Raw genomic sequence first — 21609 nt, 5'->3', positions numbered from 1 at the left:
ACGCGACGGTGCCGTCCCGGGTGCGGGGCGGCACCGTCGCATGCCGCTACTGGCCCTGGTCGGACTCCAGGCTGCCGATGGTCAGTCCCGCCGCGTCGGCGGCGGCGTCGCGCTCGCCCCGGGTCTGGTCCTCCCGGGTGAGCAGGTTGGCGTACTCGGTGACGTCGGCCGGGTCGGGCACCTCCGGCAGCCGGCGCAGGAACGCCTCCACCTGGCGGGTGGCGGCGGTGTGCGCGGCGGCGGCCTGGCGGAGCAGTTCCCGGTCGTCGGCGGGCGGGTAGAGATCGGTCATGTCCGCCAGATACCCCGACAGCGGCCGTTCGCACCGCCACCGACCAGGCAGTAGCCGACGTCCCGGTCGCGTGGCCGGGACTACTCGCCCGGGTGGGGGTGGCCGGTGATGCCGTCCAGGATGGTGGTCAGGTTGTGGTCGAAGGTCTCCTCGGCGCTGAGGTGGGCGCCCTCGATGACGAGCCGGGCGACGGTGGGGTAGCGACCGGTGTCGAGCATGCGGGTCAGGTACGGGCCGAGGCTGGCCTGCCAGGCGCCGACATCGGTGCCGGTGAAGCGGGCGGTGCGCCGCTCGGTGACCTCTCGGCGCAGGGCGCCGACGACGAAGGCGTTGAGGGCGCCCAGGGCCCGCTGGAGGTCGTCGATGTCGCGTATGCCGGGGGCCTGGCTGAGGGCCGCCGCGCTCATCTCGCCCACGGCCAGCGCGTGCGGGCCCAGGTGTGGCCGGCCGCCGAGCAGGTCGGAGAACCACTCGTGGTCGAGGGCGGCGGCGCGGGTCCGCCGAAAGACGGCCAGCACCGTGGCCCGCCACCCGGAGTGCTGGCCGGTCTCGGCGATCTGGGCATAGACGGCGTCGACCATCAGGTCGAGCAGTTCCGATTTGTTGGCCACGTAGTCGTAGAGCCGCATCGGACCGACGCCGAGCTCTTTGGCGATCTTGCGAACCGACAGTCCGTCGAGGCCGTGCGCGTCGGCGAGCCGGATCGCCGTGGCGGCGATCTTCGCGCGGCTCAACGGCACCGGCGTCGCCCGGGGCTGGGGCTCCGGGCGTTCCCAGATGGGCACGACCTCGCTACCGTACGATGTATCCACGCGATACAGTGTACGGTAAGGGCATGAGGATGCGACTGGCGATCGCCGGTGGTGGCCTGGGCGGCCTTACGCTGGCACGGATCCTGCACCGGCACGGCATCGACGCGGTGGTCTACGAACGCGAGGCGAGTCGATCCGCACGCTCCCAGGGCGGAATGCTCGACCTGCACCCGGAGTCCGGGCAACTGGCCCTCGCCGAGGCGGGTCTCGACGACCGGTTCCGCTCCGAGGCGCGGCCCGAGGGCGAGGAACATCGCATCCTCGACCCGGCCGGGCGCACCCTCGTGCACCACACGCCCCGCCCCGGCTCGTTCGCCGGCCGCCCCGAGATCGACCGCACCGTCCTGCGTGATCTCCTGCTCGACTCGCTGCCGCCCGACGCGGTGGCGTGGCGGCACCGCCTCGTCGCGGCGACGCCACGACCGGGCGGGGGCTTCGGGTTGACCTTCGACGGCGGCCACCGCGCCGACTGCGACATCCTGGTCGGCGCGGACGGCGCGCGCTCGGTCGTCCGGGCGCTGCTGACCGACGCGGGACTGTCCCACGTGTCCAGCCACGTGGAGCTGACCATCGACGACGCCGACCGACGCCACCCGGATCTCGCCGAGCTGGTCGGCCCGGGAAACCTGTGGTGCGTCGGCGTGAACCAGATCCTCGCGGCGCAACGCCTCGGCGACGGCAGCATCCGGGTCGGGATCTCCCTGCCCGCCGACGACCGCGACCTCGACGCCTACCGTGACACGCGTGCCCTGCTGGACCTGTTCGACGGCTGGGACGCCCGTCTCACCGCCCTCATCGACGCGGCCGACAGCCCGCCGACGCCGCGCCGGGTCGAGGCGATGCCGGTCGGCGCGCGCTGGGCCCACCGGCCGGGAACCACGCTTCTCGGCGACGCCGCGCACCTCATGCCGCCGGTCGGCGAGGGCGCCAACCAGGCCATGCTGGACGCCGCCGAACTCGCACGCGAACTCGCCGCCAACCCCGCCGACCCGGACGCGGCGATCCGGGCGTACGAGGAGGCGATGTTCGCGAGGATCGAGCCGATCGCCGAGATGTGCGCACGAGTTCAGGCGATGATGCTGTCCCCGACGGCGGCCGACGACCTCGTCCGCTTCTTCACGCCACGGTCCGCCAAACCCTCTTCCGGGGACGAGGAACCCGTCGCCGCGCCCCGCTAGACCTCCCGTGGGCCCTCACACCCCGCTGGGCTGCCGGACGCCGAAACCCGGATTGCGCACCAGCCAGTCCAGGTAGGTGGGGTGCGGGGCCAGCGAGTCGGTGTACGCCGCCTTCGCCGTCGCCAGCACCAGCTCCGCGTCCTCGGCGGCGGGCGAGTCCGGATGCCACCCCAGCAGCAGCCGCCAGCGCAGCGGGACACCGGCCAGCCGCCGGGTGACCAGGCCGGCGACCGGGCGGAACGTCGCCTGGCAAAGGGCCACCGCCACGCCCGCCTCCACCAGGTCGACACAGCCGCGGATGTCGGTCTCGTACACCTTGCGGGGGGTGAAGCCGGCGCGGGCGCACGCGGCGGCGAAACAGTCGCCGAAGCAGCCGTCGCCCGGCGCGGCCACCCACTGCTCGTGACCCAGGTCCGCCAGGCGCACCTCGGCCCGCTCCGCGAGCGGGTGGGTCTCCGGCAGCAGCACCAGCACCGGGTCGATGGCCACCTCCCGCCAGCGCAACCCGAACGCGGCCGACGGGGTGGCGTCGCCGCACACGCCGGTGAGGGCGAAGTCCAACCGCCCGCCGGCCACCAACTGCGCCAGCTCGTCGACCGACCACGAGGCGTACGTGGTGATCTGGGCCGGTGGCTGCTCGGCGGCCAGCCGGTGCACCAACCGGCCCAGGATCGGGCTGTTCACCCCGCCGAGGCGGTAGCAGCGAGGCGCCGCGCCCGCCCCGGCGAGCCGTGCCGCCTCGTCCTGCAGGCCCTTCATCGCCGGCAGCAGCACCCGGGCCCGGGCGAGCACCAGCTCACCGAGCGCGGTGGGCCGGGCGCCGCGCCGATCCCGGTCGAACAGCGGCCCGCCCAGCGTCCGCTCGATCCGCTGGAGCTGAGCGGTGAGCGCCGGCTGGGCGAGCCCGAGCGCCGACGCCGCCTTGGTCACACTCCCTGTCTCCGCGATCGCGCAGACCACCCGCAGGTGTCGCAGCTCCAGGTTCATACGGTGACGGTAGGACCACGTCGCAGCCTGCGGAAGAGGCCAAGCGAATCGGTGACGTTGAATGCATTTCGTGGCGCGGCCCGCGCTTCAGTCGCGCGGCGGCTCCGGCAGGTCGGCCAGGTACGTCGGCCGCCGCGTCACCGCGTCGCGGACCTTGTCCACCACACCCACCGCCGGCTCGACGATCCGGTTCCACGGCGGCGTGGCCGGGGTGCCCGGGTGCGGCCGGGTCGGCGCGGCCTCCTCGGCGATCTCCAACCGGTTGCCCAGCCGGATCAGCTCCTCCCCGGTGGCCACCGCGCGCAACTCGGCCACCAGCGCGCCCACCCCGTCGACGTGCCGGCGGACCCGCTCGGCGACCTCGGTCAGGGTCTCGTCGGACAGCCCCTTCAGGGCCGCCAGCAGCGCGGCGTCAGCGTCGATCTCCGCGTCCACCCGGTCGGCCTGGGCCGGCAGCGCCGCCCGCACCGCCGGCAGCAGGTACTGCTCCTCGGCGGAGACGTGCCGCGACAGCGCGGCCGTGAGCACCGCCAGCCCCTCCTGCGGGGTGGCGTCCGGGCCGGTCAGCTGGTCCACGAGAGCCAGCAGCTGCCGGTGTTCGCGGTCCACGATGTCGGCGATGCTGCGGCCACCGGGCCGGTAACCCTCCTCGGATGCGGGCGCGGGCGGCAACGGGGGCAGGGGGACGGCGGACATGGTGCCCTCCTCGACTGGCGGGCGGAAGCTCCGGCAGGGGATGTGCGGTCGTGGGCGGCGGTACCCGAACGCGGACGCCGCGAAACCGGCACGCGGATCCGCCGAGGTGAATGCCCGGCCCCGGCACGCCGGTGCGCCGGCCCGCCGGTCACCCCGGGCTGGTATGAAGGGGCGATGACGAGCGACGCCGCCTCCGCCCGACCGGACCCCAGCGCGGAGGTCGTGGACCTCTGCCGCGACCTGCTGCGCATCGACACCACCAACACGGGGGACAACGACACCAGCGTCGGCGAGCGCCGCGCCGCCGAGTACGTGGCGGAGAAACTCGCCGAGGTGGGCGTCGAATCGGTCCTGCACGAGTCCGCCCCCGGCCGGGCCAACGTGGTGGCCCGCATCCCCGGCGCCGACCCGAGCCGGGGCGCGCTGCTGGTGCACGGCCACCTGGACGTGGTGCCCGCCGACGCCGACGAGTGGTCCGTGCACCCGTTCTCCGGCGAAGAGCGCGACGGCTACCTGTGGGGCCGTGGCGCCATCGACATGAAGGACTTCGACGCGATGGTGCTCGCCGTGGTGCGGCACTGGCAGCGCACCGGCGTACGGCCCCCGCGCGACATCGTGCTCGCGTACACCGCCGACGAGGAGGCGGGCAGCGACTACGGCGCGCGCTTCCTGGTGGAGAACCACCGCGGCCTGTTCGACGGCTGCACCGAGGCCATCGGCGAGGTCGGCGGCTTCTCCTACTCGGTCAACGACAGCCAGCGGCTCTACCTCATCGAGACCGCCGAGAAGGGCATCGACTGGCTGCGGCTGCACGCCAAGGGCCGCCCCGGGCACGGATCGATGGTGCACGACGACAACGCGGTGACCGCCCTCGCCGAGGCCGTGGCCCGCATCGGCCGGCACCGCTTCCCGGTGGTGGTCACCGACACCGTGCGGGCGTTCCTGACCGAGGTCTCCGACCTGCTCGGCATCGAGCTGGACCCGAACGACCCGGAGACGGCCATCGCCAAGCTCGGCCCGATCGCCAACATCATCGGGGCGACCATCCGCAACACGGCCAACCCCACCCGGCTCAGCGCCGGCTACAAGGACAACGTCATCCCCGGCCGCGCCACCGCCACCATCGACTGCCGCAGCCTGCCCGGCCAGTCCGAGCTGCTGGAGCGGCAGCTGCGCGAGCTGGTCGGCCCGGACATCGCCATCGAGTACGTCCAGCGACAGCCGGCACTGGAGACCACCTTCGACGGCGACCTGGTCGAGGCCATGTCGGCGGCGCTGCGCGCCGAGGACCCGGGCGCCCGGCCGGTGCCGTACATGCTCTCCGGCGGCACCGACGCGAAGGCGTTCTCGCAGCTCGGCATCCGCTGCTTCGGGTTCGCGCCGCTGCGGCTGCCCGCCGACCTGAACTTCTCGGCGTTGTTCCACGGCATCGACGAGCGCGTTCCGGTCGACGGACTACAGTTCGGCGTGCGGGTTCTCGACCGGTTCCTCCGCACCTGCTAACCGTGTCCGGTAGCTGCACCCGGCGCGTTATCTCCCCATCGTGAAGGGACTGCCCCACATGACCGACCAGCACGGTGAGCTGGACGCCGCTCTCGAGCGGGTGATCGAAGCGGCCCGCCACCACCTGGCCGCCGTACGCGCCGCGCAGGGCCGCGTCGACGACGACGACGTCTGGCAGGCGTACGTGGCGTTGAACAACGCGTCCTTCGCCTACGACGAGCAACTGCTCGACGCCTTCGGCGAGGTGACCCCGTGGGACGTCGACTCGATCGACCCGGACGAGGCCGACGAGCGCTTCGGCGGCGAGGGCGCCGAGGCCAGCGACCCCCACCCGCGGGTGATCTCGGTACGTCAACGCCGCGACTACCGGGTGCCGAGCATCTCCGCGCTGCTGCGGGCGGCCGAGGCGGCCCGGCGCGAGGGCACCCCGGAGGACGACGAGCCGGCGCCGGTGGAGGGCGTCGGCGAGGCGGTGCTGGAGCTGCTGCAGAGCGGCGACGGCTCGCTCGGCGCGCTGGACGTCCCCGAGCTGGAGCCCCTCGACGGGGTGGTCATGGTCAGCGAGGTGGGCACACCCGTGGACCTGGAGTCGTTCGACGATGACGACGCCGCCGGCCCGTTCCAGCCGGCGAGCGACGACCGGCTCGTCGGTCGACTCGACGAGCACCCGTTCCTGGAGCTCGACGACGACCACGACCACGCCGGGCACCAGCACTAGGGCCGGCGTCGGCCGGGGCTCCTCCGCCGCGGACCGACCGAGGGCCAGGCACGAGGCCAGGTGACGCCCGGGGTCCGAACCGTTCGCGGTTCGGGCCCCGGGCGTGTCACCGCCCGTCCCGGCCCGGTGTCAGTACGACAGGCCCGGCTGCGGCTGGTTGACCCGCCGACGGCGCAGCATGACCTGCCGCGTGCCGTCACGGAACAGCCGCACCCGGGCCAACTCCCATCCGGAGAACTCCGCCTGGATCGCCAACTGCGCCGCGGCGGTCAACCGGTCGACGTTCGGCGGCAGCCGCAGCGGCGCGTACTCGTAGTCCATGCCGTCCATGCTGCCCAGCCCAGCGGCCGTTCGCCACCCCCTGCGGGGTGACCAACGCCGCTGCCCTGCGTGGTTCGTGCCGCCCCGGGCGCCCGCGCGTGGTCTTCGCCGCGCGGGAGCCGCCCGCGGTTAGCAGGCGCCCCGGTCAGCGCCGGTTCGGTGAGCGCCCGCGTCTCACCCGTCGCGCTCGGGGTAGCCGATGGGCACCGACGAGACGTCGTCCAGCGCGGTGGTGATCTCCTCGGGCAGCGTGATCCGCTCGACCTGCAACGCGCCGAGCAGCTGCCCGACCGTCCGGGCGCCGAGGATCGGCGCGGTCACCCCCGGTCGGTCCCGGATCCACGCCAGCGCCACCTCCAGCGGCGACACCCCCAGGCCGCCGGCCGCGGTCGCCACCGCCTCCACGATGCTCGAGCAGCGCGGCTCCAGGTACGTGGAGACGAACCGCTCGAAGTGCGGCGAGGCGGCCCGCGAGTCCGCCGGCCGGCCGTGCCGGTACTTGCCGGTGAGCACACCCCGACCCAGCGGCGACCAGGGCAGCACGCCGAGGCCCAACGCGTCGCACGCCGGCAGCACCTCCCGCTCCACGCCCCGCTCCAGCAGCGAGTACTCCACCTGGGCGGCGACCACCGGCGCCCGGCCCGGCCAGGCCGTCTGCCAGGCGGCGGCCCGCGCGGTCTGCCAGCCGGAGAAGTTCGACACACCCACGTAGCGGACCTTTCCGCTGGCCACCGAGTGGTCCAGCGCCGCGAGGGTCTCTTCGAGGGGGGTGTCCGGGTCGTACCCGTGCACCTGGAACAGGTCGACGTGGTCCGTGCCGAGCCGGCGCAGCGACGCCTCGAGGGTGCGCAGCAGGTGGCCTCGGGAGCCGTCGCGACGCCGACCGCTGCCCGGCCGCAACCCCGCCTTGGTGGCGATCAACAGCTCGTCGCGCGGTACGAGGCTGCCCAGCAGCGACCCGATCACCGACTCGGCGTCGCCGTCGCCGTACACGTCGGCGGTGTCGATCAGGTTGCCGCCCGCGTCCAGGTAACTCTTCAGCTGGGCGGCCGCATCGTCGGCGTCGGTGTCCCGGCCCCAGGTCATGGTGCCGAGCGCGAGCCGCGAAACCGCCAGCCCGCTTCGGCCGAGCGGTCGCTGTTGCATGGGTGAACCTTATTTCGAACCCGCCGCCACGGATATCCTCGCTCCCGTCATCTCTGCCGGTTCTGCCGGTTCCGCCTCCGGCGGGCACCGCGACGGACGGGGAATCATTGGCGGTGAGCCGGTGATCGGGTCCGTTTTCGGCATTGCGTAACCTGGTGCGACCTGTGCCACGGATGGGGGAGGACCAGTGCGACTCGGGCTCAGCCTTGGATACCAGACGGCGTGGAGCACGCCGGCCGACCACCTGGCGTTGGCCCAGGAGGCGGATCGCCTCGGCTACTCGGTGGTGTGGGCGGCGGAAGCCTACGGCTCCGACTCGCCCAGCATGCTCGCCTGGATGGCCGGCCAGACGCAACGGATCGACGTGGGCTCGGCGGTGATGCAGATCCCCGCCCGTACGCCGGCCGCCACCGCGATGACCGCCGCCACCATCGACGCGCTCTCCGGCGGCCGGTTCCGGCTGGGCCTCGGCGTCTCCGGCCCGCAGGTCTCCGAGGGCTGGCACGGTGTGCGGTTCGCCAAGCCGCTGGGCCGGACCCGCGAGTTCGTCGACATCGTCAAGCTGGCCGTCGCCCGCAAGGAGGTGGCGTACGACGGCGAGCACTACACGCTGCCGCTGCCCGACGGCCCCGGCAAGGCGCTGCGGCTGAGCTTCCACCCACCTCGCGAACACATCCCGATCTACCTGGCCGCGGTCGGGCCGAAGAACCTGGAGTTGGCCGGCGAGATCGCCGATGGCTGGCTCGCCGTGTTCTACGCCCCGGAGTTCGCCGACGAGCACCTCGCCGCCGTGGCCGCCGGGCGGGCCAAGGCCGGCAAGGAACTGGCCGGCTTCGACGTGGTGCCCTCCGTGCCGGTCGTCATCGGCGACGACGTGGCCTCCTGTGCCGAGCTGGTGCGCTGGTACGCCGCGCTCTACGTCGGCGGGATGGGCAGCCGGAAGCAGAACTTCTACAACCAGCTCGCCACCCGGATGGGTTACGGCGACGCCGCCCGCGAGGTGCAGGACCTGTACCTGGCCAAGCGGCAGCGCGACGCGGCCGCCGCGGTGCCGATGGAGTTCATCGACCGCACCTCGCTGCTCGGCCCGAAGGAGCGCATCGCCGAACGGTTGCGGGAGTACGCCGCCTCCGGCGTCACCACGCTGTCGGTGACCCTGTTCGTGGCCGACCGGGACAGCGGCGTGCAGACCCTGCGTACCGTCGCCGAGGCGCTCGACCTCTCCGGAGTCGGCGAGTGACCTGGATCGAGGCCATCGTCCTGGGCGTCGTCCAGGGGCTGACCGAGTTCCTGCCGGTCAGCTCGTCGGGGCATCTGCGGATCACCTCGGCGATCTTCTTCGACCGCGACGCCGGCGCGTCGTTCACCGCCGTCACCCAGCTCGGCACCGAGGCAGCCGTGCTGATCTACTTCGCGAAGGACATCTGGCGGATCACCCGTACCTGGCTGGTGGGGCTGCGCGACACGTCGGTGCGCTCCAGCCTCGACTACCGGATGGGCTGGTACGTGATCGTCGGCTCGATCCCGATCGGGCTGTTCGGGTTCCTCTTCAAGGACCAGATCAAGACCGCCGGGCGCAACCTGTGGGTGGTGGCGACCACCCTGATCGTGTTCGCGTTCGTGCTGGCGTTCGCCGAGTACTGGGGCCGGCAGACGCGCACGCTGGAGAACTTCCGGATGAAAGACGGCGTGGTCATGGGCTTCGCCCAGGCCATGGCCCTGGTCCCCGGGGTGTCCCGCTCCGGCGGCACGCTCACCGCCGGCCTGCTGCTCAACCTGACCCGGGAGGCGGCGGCGCGCTACTCGTTCCTGCTGGCCATCCCGGCGGTGGTGATGTCCGGGGTGTTCAGCCTCGGCGACGTCTTCGAACCGTCCGCCCCGGGCACGTCCGTGCCCACCGTGGCCCAGACGATCGTGGCCACCGCCATCGCCTTCGGCATCGGCTACGCGGCCATCGCCTGGCTGCTGCGCTACGTCGCCCACCACACCCTGTACGTCTTCGTGCTGTACCGGGTCGCGCTGGGCACCCTGGTCCTGGCTCTCCTGCTGACCGGCACGATCAGCGCCACCTGATCAGCGGCGTCGTTCCGTTGAGATCTTGGACAGTTTCCGTCAGCAGCTGACGGAAACTGTCCAAGATCTCGCGGGCATGACAATGGGCCGGCACCCCGGGTTCGGGGTGCCGGCCATTGGTTCGTGCGGTCAGCTGTTCCAGTGCTGGCCAACCAGGTCGGTGGCCTGCTGCTCCCACTGGGCGTAGGCGTCCGGGTAGGCGGAGACCTGCACGGTCTGCGCGGCCTGGGTCAGGGGCATGTCCTGCCACCCGTCAACCTGACGCAGGCCCTTGAGGAACGCGGTGGTGGAGTACTCGGGGTTGGTGATCTGCTCCGGGGTGCCCCAACCACTGGAGGGGCGCTGCTGGAACAGGCCCAGCGAGTCATGATCGTTCATGTCGCCGAGGTGACCGAGGTTCTCCAGCTTCGACTCCTGCAGGCTCGTCGCGATGGAGATGACCGCGGCCCGCTCGGGCAGGCCGGCCTTCTTCGTGGCGGCGATGATCGCCTTGGCGTTGCCGGTCTGCTCGTCGTTGAGGCTGATGTGGGACTGGTTGCCCTGCGGCTTCGACACCGCCGTCTGCACGGCGGCGACGGGCTTCGCATCGACGGGGTTGGCGTGGGCGGCGATCGGACCGGCGAAGACACCACCGGCGAACGCGAGACCAGCAACGGACAGCATGCTCTTACGGAAGATCGTGTTCATGGGGGTAGCTCCTTCGGGGGTAGGAACACCAGCGCACCGTTCCGGGGGAAGCGGTGCCGCGGGTGTGAGCACCTCGTCGGGCGCTGCACTATCAAGCGGGAAAAGTCTGGGGGGCGGCCTGCGAGCCGGGGCTCGCGGCGCGGCGGCCTGCGAGCGGGGGGCTCGTGGCGCCGGGACGGTGTGTAACGACCGTCGGGCCGGGGGGATTCCCGCGGCGGTGGGCCGGAGGGGCGCACCGGTCGGCGGGGCCTGCGGTCGTTCCGGGGGGTCTGCAACGACCCGGCCCGGCTGGCCATTCCCCCGCCGGTCGAACGGGCGGGGTGGGCCGTGGTCCTGCGATCGTCAGGGTATGTAACGACCCCCGGCCCGCCACGATTCCAGCCCACGGATGCGACCGGTCACAGGTGAGCGCCGGCCCGAACCAGACACCAGGCCCAGAACACACCAGGCCGGGCGCGTCAGGCCGGTCGCCCGGCTGTGATCCACTCCAGGTCGGCGACATCGCCGTATCAGCCGAGCGGGACATCCCCACATCGCCGATACCGTGTCGATCATTGCCGAACGCGTCAGCCGTCGTCAGCCGTCGCCAAGCGGACATCACGCCCGACTGGACAGGCCGGGCGCGTCAGGCGGGCTGCCCGGCGATGATCGACTCCAGGTCGGCGACATCGTCATACCAAGCGAGCGGGAACCCTCAGGCTTGATCGACTCGGGTTCCTGCAAACCGGGGCATCCGGACGACCGGGACACCCCGACATTCAAGAGCCCGAGTCGATCAAGGAACTCGGCCTCGGAGCCCGGCCTCGGAGCCCGGCCTCGGAGAACGGCACGGGGTGCGGCACGGAGCCCGCGGCGATCGGAGGCACGGGTGAGGCCCTAGGGTGATCGGTGTGGCGACCCTTCTGCTTCTGCGACACGGCCGTACCACGGCGAACGCCGACGGCGGCCTGGCCGGTCGGCAGCCGGTCGAGCTGGACGACACCGGGCGCGCCCAGGCCACGGCGGTGGGGGAACGGTTGCGGGCGGTGCCGCTCGCGGCGGTCGTCACCAGTCCGCTGATCCGCTGCCGGCAGACCCTGGAACTGGCGGTGCCGCAGGCCACGCCGGTGGTCGAGGAGGGGCTGATCGAGTGCGACTACGGCAGCTGGGAGGGGCAGCCGCTGAAGAAGCTCGCCAAGGAGCCGCTCTGGCCGGTGGTCCAGCAGCATCCCAGCGCGGCGGTCTTCCCGCAGGGGGAGGCGATGGCGGCGATGGCGGCCCGCGCGGTGGCGGCCGTACGCGACTGGGACGCCCGGGTGAGCGCGGAGCACGGGCCCGAGGCGGTCTGGCTGGCGTGCAGCCACGGTGACGTGATCAAGGCCATCGTGGCGGACGCGCTCGGCGTACACCTGGATGCTTTTCAGCGGATCGTGGCCGACCCGGCGTCGGTGACCGCGATCCGCTTCACGCCGCTGCGACCGTTCCTGGTGCGGCTCAACGACACCGGCGGTGACCTCGCCGCGCTGGTTCCACCGCCGCGCAAGCGGCGTCGGCGGGCCACCCGGGCGGCCGACTCGGACGCCGCCGTGGGCGGCGGGGCTGGTGCGGCCAGGTGACGCGCGCGGTGACGCCACCACCGACCAAGGCCGCCACGGCCGGGGCCGCGACCCCCGCGAACGTCGACGCCGCCACGGCCCGAGGGGCCGCCACGCCCGGGTGTGGCCCCCGATACACCGGGCGCGTTGCCCCTGCGGTGATTCGGGTCGGTGGGGTGCGCGATGCCATGGCGGGCCGGATAGGGTCGTGGGTATGACCCACCAGGTGCACGCCTTCGAACCGCCGGAGCGGTTCGTCGCCGGGACTGTCGGGCCGCCGGGGGAGCGCACGTTCTTCCTGCAGGCCCGCGGCGGCGGCAGGCTGGTCAGCGTCGCGCTGGAGAAGGTCCAGGTGTCCCTGCTCGCCGAGAAGCTGGAGGAGCTGCTCACCGAGGCGCAGCGTCGCTTCGGGGTGGACCTGCCCGAGTTGGCGCCGGTGATCGGCGACAACGAGCCGCTGGACACTCCGGTCGACGAGGAGTTCCGCGTCGGGACCCTCGGGCTGGCCTTCGACGTGGACACCGCGACCGTGGTGATCGAGGCGATCGCCGCTGGCGAGGTCGAGCCCGAGGTCGAGCTGGGCGACGAGGACGACGAAGACGACGAGGACGAGGACGACGAGCCGGACGAGGACCTGGACCGGCTTCGGGTCCGGCTCACCCCGCAGGCCACCCGCCAGTTCATCGAGCGGGCCCGGCGCGTGGTCAACGCGGGCCGGCCGCCGTGCCCCCTGTGCGGCCAGCCGTTGGATCCCGCCGGGCACCTGTGCCCGCGGCACAACGGTTACCACCGGTGACCTTGTCCGGCCTCGAGCCCCTGCGCGACGGTGACGCCGCGCTGCGGCTGCTGCGCGACGGCACGCTCGACCTGGAGGGCCGGCTGGTCGACGCGTCGAACACCACCCTGCGGGGCATCCTGACCCTCGACGGGGTCACGGCCCGCTGTGTCTACAAGCCGGTGCGCGGCGAGCGCCCGCTGTGGGACTTCCCGGACGGCACCCTCGCCGGGCGGGAGGTGTCGGCGTTCCTGGTCTCCGACGCCACCGGCTGGGGTCTGGTGCCGCCCACCGTGCTGCGCGACGGGCCGTTCGGCCCCGGCTCCTGCCAGCTCTGGATCGACGAGCCGGACGACGCCGAGCCGCTCGTCGGGTTCGTGCCGGCCGACGAGCTACCGCCACGCTGGTTCCCCATCGCGGCGGCGCGGGACGACGACGGCGTCGCGTACGCCCTCGCCCACGCCGACGACCCCCGGCTGGCCCGTCTCGCGGTGCTCGACGCGGTGATCAACAACGCGGACCGCAAGGGCGGCCACGTGCTGGTCGGCGCGGACGACCGGATCTACGGCGTGGACCACGGGGTGAGCTTCCACGTCGAGGGCAAACTGCGGACGGTGCTGTGGGGTTGGGCCGGAAAGCAGTTGCCGCCGGACGCCGTGGAGATGCTCGACGGCCTTGCCGGGCAGGTCGCCGGGGCGCTCGGCGACGAGCTGGCCGATCACCTGACGATCAGCGAGATCGCCGAGTTGGCCGCCCGCATCGACGTTCTGCGCAAGACCGGCCGCTTTCCGCAGCCGCCGGAGGACTGGCCGGCGGTGCCCTGGCCGCCGATGTGAACCGCTGTCATCTTGATCACCCGTGGGGCGGCCCGGTGCCGCCTGAGGGCTGGTTAGGCTGAGGCCATGGAGTCTTGGGCGGGACACGAGGTGCCACGGCTGCCGGGCAGAGGCGAGCCGCTGGCGTTGTACGACTCGGCGCGGCAGGGCGTCCACCCGAGCGAGCCGGTCGACGCGGGAAGCATGTACGTCTGCGGCATCACCCCGTACGACGCCACCCACCTCGGCCACGCCGCCACCATGATCACGTTCGACCTGGTGCAGCGGATGTGGCGGGACGCCGGGCGCCCGGTGCGCTACGTGCAGAACGTCACCGACATCGACGACCCGCTGCTGGAGCGGGCCGCCCGCGACGGCGAGGACTGGGTGGTCCTGGCGATGCGGGAGACGGCGCTGTTCCGCGAGGACATGGAGGCGCTGCGGATCATCCCGCCGGAGCACTACGTGGGCGCCGTCGAGTCGATCCCGGACATCGCCGACAAGGTCGAGGTGCTGCTCAAGGACGGTGCCGCGTACCGGCTCGACGACGGCACCGGCGACGTCTACTTCGACATCTCCGCCACCGGCCGGTTCGGCTACGAGTCCAACCTGACCCGCGAGCAGATGCTGGAGATCTTCCCGGAGCGCGGCGGTGACCCGGACCGCGCCGGCAAGCGCGACCCGCTCGATCCGCTGCTGTGGCGCGGCGCCCGCGAGGGGGAGCCGTCCTGGCCGGGCGGGGAGCTGGGCCCGGGCCGGCCGGGCTGGCACATCGAGTGCGCGGTCATCGCGCTGAACCTGCTCGGCGACCGGATCGACGTGCAGGGTGGCGGCAACGACCTGCTGTTCCCGCACCACGAGGCGTCCGCCGCGCACGCCGAGCGGCTCACCGGCCAGGCGCCGTTCGCCGAGCACTACGTGCACGCCGGGATGATCGGCCTGGACGGCGAGAAGATGTCCAAGTCGCGCGGCAACCTGGTCTTCGTCTCCCGGCTGCGCGCCGACAAGGTCGACCCGATGGCGATCCGGCTGGCGTTGATCTCCGGGCACTACCGCGGCGACCGCACGTGGACCGACGAGCTGCTCACGGCCGCGCAGGAGCGCCTGGACCGCTGGCGGCGGGCCGCCGCCGCGCCCGCCGGGCCGTCCGGGGCCGAGCTGCTGGCCGGGGTACGCGAACGCCTGGCCGACGACCTCGACACCCCGGGCGCCCTGGCCGTGGCCGACCGCTGGGCCGACGTGACCCTGTCCGGCGCCACGGACGACGCCGAGGCCCCCGCCCTCTTCGCCAAGACCGTCGACGCCCTCCTCGGCATCCGCCTCTGACCCGCGTCCACGGCCACGCCGCAGCCCTCCGCGGCGCGGGAGACGGTTTCCTGTCGGAGCAGCGCGCAGGACGTGGTGGCCGACGCCGGCCGGGGGCGGGTTCGCGTTCGACCCTCATGACTCTGCGGTATGAATATGACTCTGAGGAATGACGCCCAACAGCGTGGATGGCACCCAGCCATCTCGAGGCCCTGACCGCGCCGCGGGTCACCGCGCACCGGCGTCGACCTCCTCGGCCGCCGCATCCGACCCCACCCGCGGAAACGAATGCCGGCCCACCCCCCGAACCAGCACCGCGACGAGCGGACGCAGACGGCTGGGCGGCACCGGGGCGCGGTGACGAGCTGGTCAGCCCAGGACCAGGCCGGGGTCGGGTTCCGGGTCGGGGGTCGGGCCGGGGATCTTGTACTCCTCGGTGAGGGTGGTCATCGGGCCGGGCCAGGTGGCCTGGGCCACCTCGATGGGCTTGCGGTTCGCGTCGAAGGCGACGTGCAGCAGGTGCAGCACCGGGGTGTCGGGCCGGATCTGGAGGGTCTCGGCCTCCTCCCGGCTGGGCTGGCGGGCGCTGATCGTGTCGGTGGCCGAGACGTACCGCCGGCCGGTGGCCTCCTCGGCCTCCTGGTAGAGCGGCCGGCCGAACGCCTCGGCGCGCTCCAGCGAGGTGCCGGCGGTGTCGGCGGGCAGGAACCAGGAGGCGCCCACCTCGACGGGGGAGTCGTCGGTGCGCACGAGGTGGCGGCGGCAGAGCAGGTCCGTGCCGTCGGAGACGCCGAACGCGTCGGCGACCTCGGCGGGCGCGGGGGCGCGGCCGACCGAGACGAGCTGCTGGCGGTACCGAGCGGCCAGGTCGGTGTGGTAGCCCCGGAAACCGCCGTACCGGCCCCGGGAGAGCCGGTTGAGTCGGCGCCGGGTGCCCCGGACGTACGTACCGGAGCCGGGTTTGGTGATCAGGATGCCCTCGACCCGCAGCTGGTCGACGGCGCGTTGCACGGTCTGCTTGGCGACGCCGAACATCTCGGCGATGGCCGGGATGGACGGCAGCCGTTCGCCCGGCCCCCAGTCACCGCGGCGGACCTGGTCCTTGAGTTGCGCGGCGATCTGCCGGTGGGGGAACTCGGCCGCGCCGGGGTTGATCTGCACACCCGCCTCCTTGATCACATCTAGGTTCCTAGGATGCCGTAGAGGGTGTGACGGCGCCACCCCGGACACGCGAAAACGGGCCCCCGGACCACAAAGGTCCGAGGGCCCGCAGTGAACAGTGCTACCAGGAGCCGGCGGTGGGGCCGGCCGAACCGCCCCGACGCCGCAGGTACTTCTCGAACTCCTGCGCGATCTCGTCACCGGTCAACGGGGTGATGCCCTCGTCGCCGACCCGTTCCTCCAGCTCGCGGACGTACTCGCCCAGCTCGGCGTCCTGCTCGGCGGCGCTGCGCACCCGCTGCTCCCACTCGGCGGACTCCTCGGCCAGGTCGGCCATCGGCACCGGCAGGTCGACGACCTCCTCGACCCGGTGCAGCAGGGCGAGGGTGGCCTTGGGGCAGGGCGGGTTGTTGGCGTAGTGCGGCACGTGCACCCAGAACGACACGGCGTCGACCTCGGCGCGGGCGCAGGCGTCGTGCAGCACGCCGACGATGCCGGTCGGGCCGTCGTAGCGGGTCGGAGTGAGCTGGTAGCGCTCCGCGGCCTGCGCGTCGGAGGCGCTGCCGCTGATCGGCAACGGCCGGGTGTACGGCACGTCGGCCAGCAACGCGCCGAGCAGCACCACCCGCTCCACCTCCAGGCTGTGGCAGATCTCCAGAACCTGCTCGCAGAACGTCCGCCAGCGCATGCTCGGCTCGATGCCCCGGATCAGCACGACGTCCCGGTCGGTGCCCTCGGGGCTCGCCACCATGAACCGGGTCGTCGGCCACTCCACCCGGCGGGTCTCCCCGTCGGCCATGGTGATGGTGGGCCGGCTGACCTGGAAGTCGTAGAAGTCCTCCGGGTCCAGCTCGGCGATCTGCCGCGCGTTCCAGACCTGCTCCAGGTGCTCGACGGCCGCGGTGGACGCGTCGGCGGCGTCGTTCCAACCCTCGAATGCGGCAATGGCCACGGGGGACCGCAGTACCGGCAGTCCGTCGAACTCGGTCACGCCGTCACCTCACCCTGCTCGTCGCGGCCGACACCGGAACCGCGCCCGGTCGTCGGGCCGTGGTGCACGGCGGCGTCCCTGTTGTCCTTCACGTCCGCCAGCCTACGTGCCGGGCAGGGATGCGGCCCGTCGGCCGCGCCGGTCCGCCCGGTCCACCACCGGGCATACGGCGGCGAACCGGACAGCGTGATCCGCCCGACACAATATGGGATCGGGCCCGGACGGCGCTCGGGTTCACGCAGGATCGCACTAACCTGAACGGGTGCGGACTTCGTTGCTGGATGTGCTGGCCGATCGGATCCTCATCGCCGACGGGGCGATGGGCACGATGTTGCAGGCCGCTGACCTCACGCTCGACGACTTCGACGGGCTCGAAGGGTGCAACGAGATCCTCAACGTCACCCGTCCCGACGTGGTGCGGGGGGTGCACGACGCCTACCTGGCCGCCGGCGCGGACTGCGTGGAGACCAACACCTTCGGCGCCAACCTGGCCAACCTGGCCGAATATGACATCCCGCACCGCATCCGGGAGCTGTCGACGGCGGCCGCCCGGATCGCGCGGGAGGCCGCCGACGCGGCGAGCACCCCGGCCCGGCCCCGGTTCGTGCTGGGCTCGATGGGGCCGGGCACCAAGCTGCCGACCCTCGGGCACGCCGACTACGCGACCCTGCGCGACGCGTACCAGGAGAACGCCGCCGGCCTGATCGACGGCGGCGCGGACGCTCTGATCATCGAGACCTGCCAGGACCTGTTGCAGGTCAAGGCGGCGGTCGTCGGGTCGAAGCGGGCGATGGCCGAGCTGGGGCAGCAGGTGCCGATCATCTGCCAGGTGTCCGTGGAGACCACCGGCACGATGCTGGTGGGCAGCGAGATCGGCGCGGCCCTGGCCGCGATCGAGCCGCTCGGGGTGGACCTGATCGGGCTCAACTGCTCCACCGGCCCGGCCGAGATGAGCGAGCACCTGCGCTACCTGTCGCAGCACTCCCGCATCCCGGTGTCGGTGATGCCGAACGCCGGCCTGCCGGTGCTGACCGCCGACGGCGCGTACTTCCCGCTGACTCCCGTGGAGATGGCCGACGCCCTGGAGCGGTTCGTCACCGAGTACGGCGTGGGGCTCGTCGGCGGCTGCTGCGGCACCACGCCGGAGCACATCCGGGTGCTGGCCGAGCGGCTGCACGGTGTCACCGCCCCGGCCCGCGAGCCGCAGCACGAGGCGGGTGTCTCGTCGGTCTACCACCCGGTGCCGTTCGCCCAGGACGCGTCGGTGCTGATGGTGGGGGAGCGGACCAACGCCAACGGCTCGAAGGCGTTCCGGGAGGCGATGCTCGCCGGTGACTTTCGCGCCTGCGTGGAGATCGCCCGCAGCCAGGCCCGCGACGGTTCGCACCTGCTCGACCTGTGCGTGGACTACGTCGGGCGCGACGGCACCCGGGACATGCGCGAGCTGGCCGGCCGGTTCGCCACCGCGTCGACGCTGCCGATCATGCTGGACTCCACCGAGCCGGCCGTCGTCGAGGCCGGGCTGGAGATGCTCGGCGGCCGGTGCGTGGTCAACTCGGTCAACTTCGAGGACGGCGACGGCCCCGACTCCCGGTACGCGCGTGTCATGCCGGTCGTGCGCGAGCACGGCGCGGCGGTGGTGGCGCTGCTCATCGACGAGGAGGGCCAGGCGCGTACGAAGGAGTGGAAGGTCCGGGTCGCGGCACGGCTGATCGACGACCTGACCGGCCGGTGGGGGATGGACCGCGCCGACATCCTGATCGACGCGCTGACGTTCCCGATCGCCACCGGTCAGGAGGAGACCCGCCGCGACGGCATCGAGACGATCGAGGCGATCCGGGAGATCTCCACCCGCTACCCGGGGGTCAACTTCACCCTGGGCATCTCGAACATCTCCTTCGGGCTCAACCCGGCGGCCCGGCAGGTGCTCAACTCGGTGTTCCTGCACGAGTGCGTCCAGGCCGGCCTGACCTCGGCCATCGTGCACGCCAGCAAGATCCTGCCGATGTCGAAGATCCCCGACGAGCAGCGCGAGGTCGCGCTCGACCTGGTCTACGACCGGCGCCGCGAGGGGTACGACCCGGTGCAGCGCTTCCTGGAGCTCTTCGAGGGCGTCGACGTGACCAGCGCGCGCGCCACCCGTGCGCAGGAGCTGGCGGCGCTGCCCCTGGACGAGCGGCTCAAGCGGCGCATCATCGACGGTGAGCGCAACGGCCTGGAGGCCGACCTGGACGAGGCGATGGCCGGCGGCCGAACGCCGTTGTCGATCATCAACGACATCCTGCTGGACGGCATGAAGGTCGTCGGCGAGCTGTTCGGCTCCGGGCAGATGCAGCTGCCGTTCGTGCTCCAGTCGGCCGAGGTGATGAAGACCGCGGTGGCGTACCTGGAGCCGCACATGGAGACCACCGAGGACGGCGGCAAGGGCCGCATCGTGCTGGCCACCGTGCGCGGCGACGTGCACGACATCGGCAAGAACCTCGTCGACATCATCCTGTCCAACAACGGCTACGAGGTCGTCAACATCGGCATCAAGCAGCCGATCAGCGCCATCCTGGACGCCGCCGAGCAGCACCGCGCCGACGCGATCGGCATGTCCGGGCTGCTGGTCAAGAGCACGGTCATCATGAAGGAGAATCTGGCCGAGATGGCCACGCGCGGGGTCGCCGACCGCTGGCCGGTCCTGCTGGGTGGGGCGGCGCTGACCCGCGCGTACGTCGAGGACGACCTGCGGTCGATGTTCCCCGGTGAGGTGCACTACGCGCGGGACGCGTTCGAGGGTCTGTCCCTGATGGACAAGGTGATGACCGCCAAGCGCGGCGGAGCGCCGGTGATCGACCCGGAGCGGGAGGCGGCCCTGGCGGCCCGTCGTGCCCGCCGGGAACGGCAGCGCACCATGGTCACCGAGTCCCTGCCGGAGCTGCACGACTCCTCGGTGCGCTCCGATGTGGCGCTGGACGTGGAGGTGCCCGCCCCGCCGTTCTTCGGCACCCGGGTGGTCAAGGGTGTACCGATGGCCGACTACGCGGCGCTGCTCGACGAGCGGGCCACGTTCCGCGGGCAGTGGGGGCTCAACGGCGCCCGGGGTGGCAACGGGCCCTCCTACGACGAGCTGGTCGAGACCGAGGGCCGGCCGCGTCTGCGGTACTGGCTGGACCGGCTGATCGCCGACCAGGTCCTTGAGGCAGCCGTGGTGTACGGCTACTTCCCCGCGTACTCCGAAGGCAATGACCTGGTGGTGCTCGACGAGAACGGGCACGCGGAGCGCGCCCGGTTCTCCTTCCCCCGCCAGCGCCAGGAGCGACGGCTCTGCCTGGCCGACTTCTTCAAGTCCAAGGGCGACGAGCTCGATGTGGTCGCGCTGCAACTGGTCACCGTCGGGCAACCCGTCAGCGAGTACGCGGCGAAGCTGTTCGCCCGCAACGAGTACCGCGACTACCTGGAGGTGCACGGGCTGTCCGTGCAGCTCACCGAGGCCCTCGCCGAGTACTGGCACCGGCGCATCCGCGCCGAGCTGACCCTGCCCGACGGGCGTCCGCTGGGCCACGACGACCCGAGCGACCTGGCCGGAATCCTGCGCAACGACTACCGGGGCTGCCGGTACGCGTTCGGCTACCCGGCCTGCCCCGACCTGGAGGACCGGGCGAAGATCGTGGATCTGCTCGGGTCGGAGCGGATCGGCGTGGAGCTGTCCGAGGAGTTCCAGCTGATGCCGGAGCAGGCCACCGACGCCATCGTGGTCCACCACCCGGAAGCGAGCTACTTCAACGCCAAGTAACGGGCACCGGTTCCCTGACCTGCGCCTGAGATCGTTCGGAAGGCCGCTGAACCATGATCATGCCGTCTCAAGGCGGCCCGACAAGCGGGCCGCACGCGCCGCCGCCTGGGCGCGTGACGGCCGCGCCGCTGTCGCTCTGCGGCCGTCACGCCTGATGCCCGGCGGCTGGCGCGGAGAGCGGGGAGCCCGGTGGGCCGCCGCAGAACGACAGGGGCGTTGACCGGGGATCTGGTGGGCCGGCAGCCGGCCGGGCCGCGCGGCCACGAGCCCACGCGGCGTAGGGGAGCGCACGCCGGCCGCGTCGGCGAGCTGGCGGCGGTCGCGGGGTTGCGGTTACTGCGCCTCCGGCGGGGGCGCTCCGGCTCCAGGATGGCCGGGGCTGCGCCGGCGGCTTGCGGTCCGTGGGTGGTTGCGGTAGGCCATCCCGCCTGCCGTCGACCCGGGCTAGCCGAGCAGACCACCGCCCGGCCCGCCAGCGTCCGAACCTGTGTCAAGGTCCGCTTGACTTGGCGGGCCGGGCGGCGGCCCGCTCCCCGGAGGTCGGGTCGATGGCAGACGGGATGGCAAGTTCGACACGCCTGCTGCGCCGTTTGCTGCCCGACCGTGGCGGCCGATGCCTAGCGGTCGGCCGTTGCGCGGGCGATCAGGGGAGGCCCCTGGTCGGGCAGGACAACGATGAACTGCCACGGTCCGTTCTCGACCCTAAGGGACGTCTCGTAACTGGGCGAAGGCGTTGCCCGGGGCCGGGCTGGTGGTCAGCCGGTGAGGATGATGTTGTGGAGGTTGGCGATGCCGGA

Annotated in this window: 19 protein-coding genes; 10 read left to right on the top strand and 9 right to left on the bottom strand. The window is 72.5% G+C overall.

All coding sequences use genetic code 11. The annotated features are described in order from the left end of the window. Window positions 1-46: 46 nt before the first annotated feature. Window positions 47-292 (bottom strand): hypothetical protein, encoded by a 246-nt coding sequence (locus ACFYPH_RS16160; RefSeq protein WP_234582022.1) that lies wholly within the window; start codon window positions 290-292, stop codon window positions 47-49. Between the two features lie 80 nt (window positions 293-372). Beyond that, window positions 373-1104, bottom strand: a complete 732-nt coding sequence (locus ACFYPH_RS16155; protein ID WP_387182393.1) for a TetR/AcrR family transcriptional regulator — start codon at window positions 1102-1104, stop codon at window positions 373-375. Between the two features lie 23 nt (window positions 1105-1127). Between ACFYPH_RS16155 and ACFYPH_RS16150 the strand changes: the two genes are divergently transcribed. Then, window positions 1128-2282 carry an FAD-dependent monooxygenase gene (locus ACFYPH_RS16150; protein WP_354860351.1) on the top strand — a complete coding sequence of 385 codons (1155 nt, stop codon included), beginning with the start codon at window positions 1128-1130 and terminating at the stop codon, window positions 2280-2282. A 15-nt stretch (window positions 2283-2297) separates the two neighbouring features. Here ACFYPH_RS16150 and ACFYPH_RS16145 read toward each other — a convergent pair whose 3' ends face one another. Beyond that, a complete protein-coding gene (locus ACFYPH_RS16145) occupies window positions 2298-3269 on the bottom strand; it encodes a LysR family transcriptional regulator (RefSeq protein ID WP_387182390.1) in 972 nt (323 codons plus the stop codon). A gap of 87 nt (window positions 3270-3356) precedes the next feature. Then, on the bottom strand, window positions 3357-3965 hold the full coding sequence (locus ACFYPH_RS16140; RefSeq protein WP_354860353.1) for a hemerythrin domain-containing protein: 609 nt from the start codon (window positions 3963-3965) through the stop codon (window positions 3357-3359). 174 nt (window positions 3966-4139) lie between these two features. Between ACFYPH_RS16140 and ACFYPH_RS16135 the strand changes: the two genes are divergently transcribed. Continuing rightward, the gene (locus ACFYPH_RS16135) at window positions 4140-5468 is read left to right on the top strand and encodes a M20/M25/M40 family metallo-hydrolase (protein ID WP_354860355.1); all 1329 of its coding nucleotides are present in this window, start codon (window positions 4140-4142) and stop codon (window positions 5466-5468) included. A 58-nt stretch (window positions 5469-5526) separates the two neighbouring features. Next, on the top strand, window positions 5527-6186 hold the full coding sequence (locus ACFYPH_RS16130) for a hypothetical protein (protein ID WP_354860356.1): 660 nt from the start codon (window positions 5527-5529) through the stop codon (window positions 6184-6186). A gap of 129 nt (window positions 6187-6315) precedes the next feature. On the opposite strand, the gene ACFYPH_RS16125 is transcribed toward ACFYPH_RS16130, so the two are convergent. Together ACFYPH_RS16125 and ACFYPH_RS16120 are read right to left on the bottom strand one after the other, a co-directional pair. Beyond that, entirely contained in the window at window positions 6316-6507 is a 192-nt protein-coding gene (locus tag ACFYPH_RS16125; protein WP_039906151.1) for a DUF5703 family protein, read from the bottom strand. A gap of 174 nt (window positions 6508-6681) precedes the next feature. Next, window positions 6682-7653, bottom strand: a complete 972-nt coding sequence (locus ACFYPH_RS16120; protein ID WP_387182385.1) for an aldo/keto reductase — start codon at window positions 7651-7653, stop codon at window positions 6682-6684. A gap of 187 nt (window positions 7654-7840) precedes the next feature. Between ACFYPH_RS16120 and ACFYPH_RS16115 the strand changes: the two genes are divergently transcribed. Next, the gene (locus ACFYPH_RS16115; protein ID WP_354860358.1) at window positions 7841-8893 is read left to right on the top strand and encodes an LLM class F420-dependent oxidoreductase; all 1053 of its coding nucleotides are present in this window, start codon (window positions 7841-7843) and stop codon (window positions 8891-8893) included. Further along, window positions 8890-9726, top strand: a complete 837-nt coding sequence (locus ACFYPH_RS16110; protein ID WP_354860360.1) for an undecaprenyl-diphosphate phosphatase — start codon at window positions 8890-8892, stop codon at window positions 9724-9726. The genes ACFYPH_RS16115 and ACFYPH_RS16110 overlap by 4 nt, the downstream gene beginning before the upstream one ends. A gap of 129 nt (window positions 9727-9855) precedes the next feature. On the opposite strand, the gene ACFYPH_RS16105 is transcribed toward ACFYPH_RS16110, so the two are convergent. Then, window positions 9856-10413 (bottom strand): hypothetical protein, encoded by a 558-nt coding sequence (locus ACFYPH_RS16105; protein WP_387182380.1) that lies wholly within the window; start codon window positions 10411-10413, stop codon window positions 9856-9858. Between the two features lie 881 nt (window positions 10414-11294). Between ACFYPH_RS16105 and ACFYPH_RS16100 the strand changes: the two genes are divergently transcribed. From ACFYPH_RS16100 to mshC, 4 genes are all read left to right on the top strand, one after another. Then, entirely contained in the window at window positions 11295-12008 is a 714-nt protein-coding gene (locus ACFYPH_RS16100) for an MSMEG_4193 family putative phosphomutase (protein WP_354863289.1), read from the top strand. A gap of 193 nt (window positions 12009-12201) precedes the next feature. Beyond that, on the top strand, window positions 12202-12783 hold the full coding sequence (locus tag ACFYPH_RS16095) for a DUF3090 domain-containing protein (protein WP_354863290.1): 582 nt from the start codon (window positions 12202-12204) through the stop codon (window positions 12781-12783). Further along, on the top strand, window positions 12780-13598 hold the full coding sequence (locus tag ACFYPH_RS16090) for an SCO1664 family protein (protein WP_355069179.1): 819 nt from the start codon (window positions 12780-12782) through the stop codon (window positions 13596-13598). The genes ACFYPH_RS16095 and ACFYPH_RS16090 overlap by 4 nt, the downstream gene beginning before the upstream one ends. A gap of 66 nt (window positions 13599-13664) precedes the next feature. Next, a complete protein-coding gene (gene mshC / locus ACFYPH_RS16085) occupies window positions 13665-14903 on the top strand; it encodes a cysteine--1-D-myo-inosityl 2-amino-2-deoxy-alpha-D-glucopyranoside ligase (protein ID WP_355069177.1) in 1239 nt (412 codons plus the stop codon). A 348-nt stretch (window positions 14904-15251) separates the two neighbouring features. Here the strand turns inward: mshC and ACFYPH_RS16080 are convergent, their stop codons facing one another. Both ACFYPH_RS16080 and ACFYPH_RS16075 read right to left on the bottom strand, forming a co-directional pair. Then, window positions 15252-16043: a GntR family transcriptional regulator gene (locus tag ACFYPH_RS16080; RefSeq protein ID WP_387182374.1), complete on the bottom strand. Its 792-nt coding sequence runs from the start codon at window positions 16041-16043 to the stop codon at window positions 15252-15254. Window positions 16044-16164: 121 nt separating this feature from the next. After that, window positions 16165-17034 carry a PAC2 family protein gene (locus tag ACFYPH_RS16075; protein WP_145782100.1) on the bottom strand — a complete coding sequence of 290 codons (870 nt, stop codon included), beginning with the start codon at window positions 17032-17034 and terminating at the stop codon, window positions 16165-16167. 262 nt (window positions 17035-17296) lie between these two features. Between ACFYPH_RS16075 and metH the strand changes: the two genes are divergently transcribed. Next, window positions 17297-20812 carry a methionine synthase gene (gene metH, locus ACFYPH_RS16070; protein ID WP_387182371.1) on the top strand — a complete coding sequence of 1172 codons (3516 nt, stop codon included), beginning with the start codon at window positions 17297-17299 and terminating at the stop codon, window positions 20810-20812. Window positions 20813-21609: the final 797 nt, after the last annotated feature.

Origin of the sequence: Micromonospora sp. NPDC005252, assembly GCF_042872475.1 — a bacterium.
Taxonomy (GTDB): Bacteria; Actinomycetota; Actinomycetes; order Mycobacteriales; family Micromonosporaceae; genus Micromonospora.
This window is presented reverse-complemented; position numbering and strand designations above follow the sequence as displayed.

What these genes read in the sequence shown, in the direction of transcription:
- ACFYPH_RS16130 (WP_354860356.1), top strand. Translation starts at nt 5,527, where the DNA reads ATGACCGACCAGCACGGTGAGCTGGACGCCGCTCTCGAGCGGGTGATC.
- ACFYPH_RS16120 (WP_387182385.1), bottom strand. Translation starts at nt 7,653, where the DNA reads ATGCAACAGCGACCGCTCGGCCGAAGCGGGCTGGCGGTTTCGCGGCTC.
- ACFYPH_RS16160 (WP_234582022.1), bottom strand. Translation starts at nt 292, where the DNA reads ATGACCGATCTCTACCCGCCCGCCGACGACCGGGAACTGCTCCGCCAG.
- ACFYPH_RS16105 (WP_387182380.1), bottom strand. Translation starts at nt 10,413, where the DNA reads ATGAACACGATCTTCCGTAAGAGCATGCTGTCCGTTGCTGGTCTCGCG.
- ACFYPH_RS16145 (WP_387182390.1), bottom strand. Translation starts at nt 3,269, where the DNA reads ATGAACCTGGAGCTGCGACACCTGCGGGTGGTCTGCGCGATCGCGGAG.
- ACFYPH_RS16140 (WP_354860353.1), bottom strand. Translation starts at nt 3,965, where the DNA reads ATGTCCGCCGTCCCCCTGCCCCCGTTGCCGCCCGCGCCCGCATCCGAG.
- ACFYPH_RS16125 (WP_039906151.1), bottom strand. Translation starts at nt 6,507, where the DNA reads ATGGACTACGAGTACGCGCCGCTGCGGCTGCCGCCGAACGTCGACCGG.
- ACFYPH_RS16095 (WP_354863290.1), top strand. Translation starts at nt 12,202, where the DNA reads ATGACCCACCAGGTGCACGCCTTCGAACCGCCGGAGCGGTTCGTCGCC.
- ACFYPH_RS16150 (WP_354860351.1), top strand. Translation starts at nt 1,128, where the DNA reads ATGAGGATGCGACTGGCGATCGCCGGTGGTGGCCTGGGCGGCCTTACG.
- ACFYPH_RS16135 (WP_354860355.1), top strand. Translation starts at nt 4,140, where the DNA reads ATGACGAGCGACGCCGCCTCCGCCCGACCGGACCCCAGCGCGGAGGTC.
- mshC (WP_355069177.1), top strand. Translation starts at nt 13,665, where the DNA reads ATGGAGTCTTGGGCGGGACACGAGGTGCCACGGCTGCCGGGCAGAGGC.